This window comes from Vibrio sp. TRT 21S02 (assembly GCF_050113675.1).
Lineage (GTDB): Bacteria > Pseudomonadota > Gammaproteobacteria > Enterobacterales > Vibrionaceae > Vibrio.
This window is the reverse complement of the sequence record NZ_JBNJOI010000046.1, coordinates 1-3,439: the sequence shown is the minus strand read 5'-3', so window position 1 is coordinate 3,439 and position 3,439 is coordinate 1. Positions and strand designations below refer to the sequence as shown.

4 protein-coding genes are annotated in these 3,439 nt (G+C 40.0%); 1 reads left to right on the top strand and 3 read right to left on the bottom strand.

Translation table 11 applies throughout. The annotated features are described in order from the left end of the window. Positions 1-187 precede the first annotated feature (187 nt). Both ACQEXU_RS21750 and ACQEXU_RS21745 read right to left on the bottom strand, forming a co-directional pair. Positions 188-541 carry a hypothetical protein gene (locus ACQEXU_RS21750; protein ID WP_031829440.1) on the bottom strand — a complete coding sequence of 118 codons (354 nt, stop codon included), beginning with the start codon at positions 539-541 and terminating at the stop codon, positions 188-190. 157 nt (positions 542-698) lie between these two features. After that, complete coding sequence (locus tag ACQEXU_RS21745; protein ID WP_045612970.1) at positions 699-1,109, bottom strand: cytidine deaminase; 411 nt, start codon at positions 1,107-1,109, stop codon at positions 699-701. A 202-nt stretch (positions 1,110-1,311) separates the two neighbouring features. On the opposite strand from ACQEXU_RS21745, the gene ACQEXU_RS21740 reads away from it, so the two are divergent. Next, positions 1,312-2,538, top strand: coding sequence for a PIN-like domain-containing protein (locus ACQEXU_RS21740; protein WP_427012278.1), 1,227 nt, complete (start codon positions 1,312-1,314; stop codon positions 2,536-2,538). Positions 2,539-2,694: 156 nt separating this feature from the next. Here the strand turns inward: ACQEXU_RS21740 and ACQEXU_RS21735 are convergent. Further along, positions 2,695-3,439 (bottom strand): SH3 domain-containing protein (locus tag ACQEXU_RS21735; RefSeq protein ID WP_427012277.1); only part of this gene is annotated, 745 nt, incomplete at its 5' end.

The following is a 3,439-nucleotide window of genomic DNA, read 5'->3' as shown; positions in this document are numbered from 1 at the left end:
TAACGGAACACATTATATAAAATGACAGACTGTAAGGTTGATTTAAAGCAGAGTTATATCGATTAGCAGCTAACGCCCTGTTAAGGTGTGAGCAACGCAATGCCTAAGCTCCCGCATACCACCTTAAACACTAAACACAACGCATAGTAAAAATGCCACGCGTTGCGAATCACTCTTAAACAGTTTGTTAGGGCGAAACTACTTTTGATTCAGAAAACTGACAACCAGAGCACTTATAAACCCTTTTTACCGCACCTAAGTCCCCAAAAACTTCATCCGGAGCAGATGAGATTAATTCGTAGGTGCGCTTATTACATTTTGGGCAAAGTTCACCTGTAGCACTCGTTAACTCGGAAATTTGCTCCCTTAACTCTGCATTTTCGGATGTAAGGTCAGCGATTTTCAATTTCGCATCAGCTAACTCTAAGCTCAAATCAGCCAATAAGTTTTTAAACTCTGCATCTTCTATGCTTTTACTTATTTCACGAAGCCTTGATGTCAAAGACAACGCTGTACTAATTGATGACAGAATATCAGTCATATTTATTTCTCACTCTACTGCTAATAGTTCCGATAAGCCCTAACGCCCTGTTAAGGTGTGAGCAACGCAATACCGAAGCTTCCGCATACCACCTTAACCACTAAAACCACCGCATAGTAAAAATGCCACGCGTTGCGAATCACTCTTAAACAGTTTGTTATAGCGCTTTGCCGTTTACAAGTGACCAATGATGAGGCATTAATTCTCGTATAGTTTTGAAAACCAATGCATTCTCTGGAGTCGTAATTGCTGCTTTGACATCCCCACCCCAATGGACAAGGCGCTCTTGGCAAACTCCGCATGGTGACAAGATTAGAAATTCATCGTTCTCGCTCTCACGACACAGGCATAATGAGTGGGTCACTCGCTCATTGAGTTTGTGAGCCTCTAAATACGCTCCCACCTCCATGCATAGTGAAAGAGCATCGTTTTTAGTATCAGGAGCAATGCTTGTTAATATTTTTCCTGACTCTGTTCTAACAGCCGCAGCTCCACCCCAACCAGAAGGATATCGCATATTTACTAGTTCTGTTGCTGCTTGATAGAGCTCTTTTTCGATATTATCCATGACCAACCATATTCAATTTTATCGAGCGCTATAACGCCGCGTTAAGTGGTGAGCAACGCTACCACCAAACCTAAACTATTGCACCGTAAACACTAAAGCCGATTCAAACCGAAAATGCCAAGCGTTGTGAATCCGTCTTAAACGCTTTGTTATGAGCCCTCTGTCAGTTACAATGCAGCATCCCGAAAACCACGAGCTAAGTATGAAAGATTCATTTGTAGGCTTTTATAGTCCCAACGAAGAACTATTACAACAAATATGGTCTTCTGAAAATACTATTTTTATTTTTGACACTAACGTTCTTTTGAATCTGTATGGGTACGCAGAACAAACTAGAGATGACTTTTATAAAATAGTTAGAGAGTTAGAAGATAAAGTATGGCTGCCCTACCAAGTTGGTCTTGAATATCAACGACGCCGCTTAGATGTTATTAAAAACGAAAAATCCGTATTTAAAGATGTAGACAACTGTTTAGCAAAAATTCAAAAGGTTTTTGATAATGATTTTAAATCTCTGTCCCTTCAGCGACGCTTTCCAAAACTTGCAGAAAATACTGAAAAGCTAGAAGCTCAAATTAATAAAAGCATTGCAGATTACAAAAAATCTGTAAAGTATTGGAATGACAAACAGCCTTGTGTTCGTTCACACGACCCTATCCGTGCGCAACTTGATACTCTCTTCAATGGAAAGCTCGGTGAAGCTCCAGAAAGCCAAAAGTGGTTAGACGATATTTACAAAGAGGGAAAAGAGCGATTTGAAAAACTAATACCTCCAGGCTTTAAAGATGCAGTGAAGGATAAGGCACCTGACAGTCATTTTATCTACAACGGACTTTCTTACGAAAGGCAGTATGGAGACCTTATACTATGGAAGCAGATTATTGCGAAGGGAAGTTCACAAAACATAAAATCCGTCGTATTCGTTACCGACGACTCCAAAGAAGACTGGTGGTACCAACTGACCTCCAATGGTAAAAAAATTGTAGGACCTTTGGCAGAACTTCGCGCCGAAATTTGTCGAGAGGCTCAAGCTGACGATTTTCATATGTACACTACATCAGAGTTCATGAAAGATGGTCAAAAATACCTAAACATAGGATTAAGTGAAGGCTCCATTTCGGATGTCGTACACGTTTTAAGTGAGCACGAAAACTCAACTACACTTCCAACAAGAAAATATGTCAGAAAACGAGCCACCATTGAGCCAAGAGTTAGATATAAAATCGTTGATGACAAGTTAAGTTCCGCGTTAGAAGCTTACCAAGCTGAAGATTATTTAAGTAACTACTATAGCCAACTAGCTGATATGGAGTTACCTCGTTTTAGCGAGAGATACCGTAGCGCGTTAATGAAGGAAATAATGACTAGATATCGTGAGAATAACGAAAATGATGACGATGATGATGACTGCGAACCAGAGCCAGTTTAATAGTCAAAAGCCCAAGTTGTGCTTGGGCTCATAACGCCCTGTTAAGGTGTGAGCAACGCATACCGAAGCTACCGCATACCACCTTAAACACTGAACGCAACGCATAGTAAAAATGCCATGCGTTGCGAATCACTCTTAAACAGTTTGTTAGCTTAATTACCTAAAGCGCTCTGTATACTCATTAAACACCCACCCCTCAAGCGTGCTACCATCTTTTTGAGGTACAGCAACCTTTACCCAACTACGCTCTTTCTCTAACACGTACACCAGTTGACCAAAGACTAAGTGAGAAATAATTTCTGCTTTCACAGAAGCAGAAGATCTTAAACGAACTCCATCACCACTAATAAATCTATTCGTAGCAGTGACCTCAACTCCTGTACTTTGAGGCAACTTTTTAATTGTGCTTTTCTGTACTCGAAGAGGTTCGTTGTTGTTTTGAAGATACTCTGTCACTAACGGTTGCACATAAACAGCAACAAATAGAGGCATTACGATGAAATTAAATAAGTACTTAAGAAAAAATAGGAAAAAAGTGGGTAACTTTTGAAGAGTTCTCTCGGCGTCTCTTTCAGAGATTTGCTCTTCTTGAAGGTTATTTCCAACCTCAGCCAATACTTCTGAAAATTCAGATAACTCTTGTTCGGTATATAAAGAGTTGAGCGCATCAAAATGACTCAGCGATGCTGCATTTATGACAAAGTTAAAGGCATCAATTTGTTTCAAAGATGCTGCATTTACAACTGAATCAAGGGCTTTAAGCTGATTCAAAGATGCTCCATTTACAACTGAGTCAAGAGCTTTAAGCTGATTCAAAGACGCTGCATTTACAACTGAGTCAAGAGCTTTAAGCTGATTCAAAGACGCTGCATTTACAACTGAGTCAAGAGCTTTAAGCTGA

What these genes read in the sequence shown, in the direction of transcription:
- ACQEXU_RS21750 (WP_031829440.1), bottom strand. Translation starts at nt 541, where the DNA reads ATGACTGATATTCTGTCATCAATTAGTACAGCGTTGTCTTTGACATCA.
- ACQEXU_RS21745 (WP_045612970.1), bottom strand. Translation starts at nt 1,109, where the DNA reads ATGGATAATATCGAAAAAGAGCTCTATCAAGCAGCAACAGAACTAGTA.
- ACQEXU_RS21740 (WP_427012278.1), top strand. Translation starts at nt 1,312, where the DNA reads ATGAAAGATTCATTTGTAGGCTTTTATAGTCCCAACGAAGAACTATTA.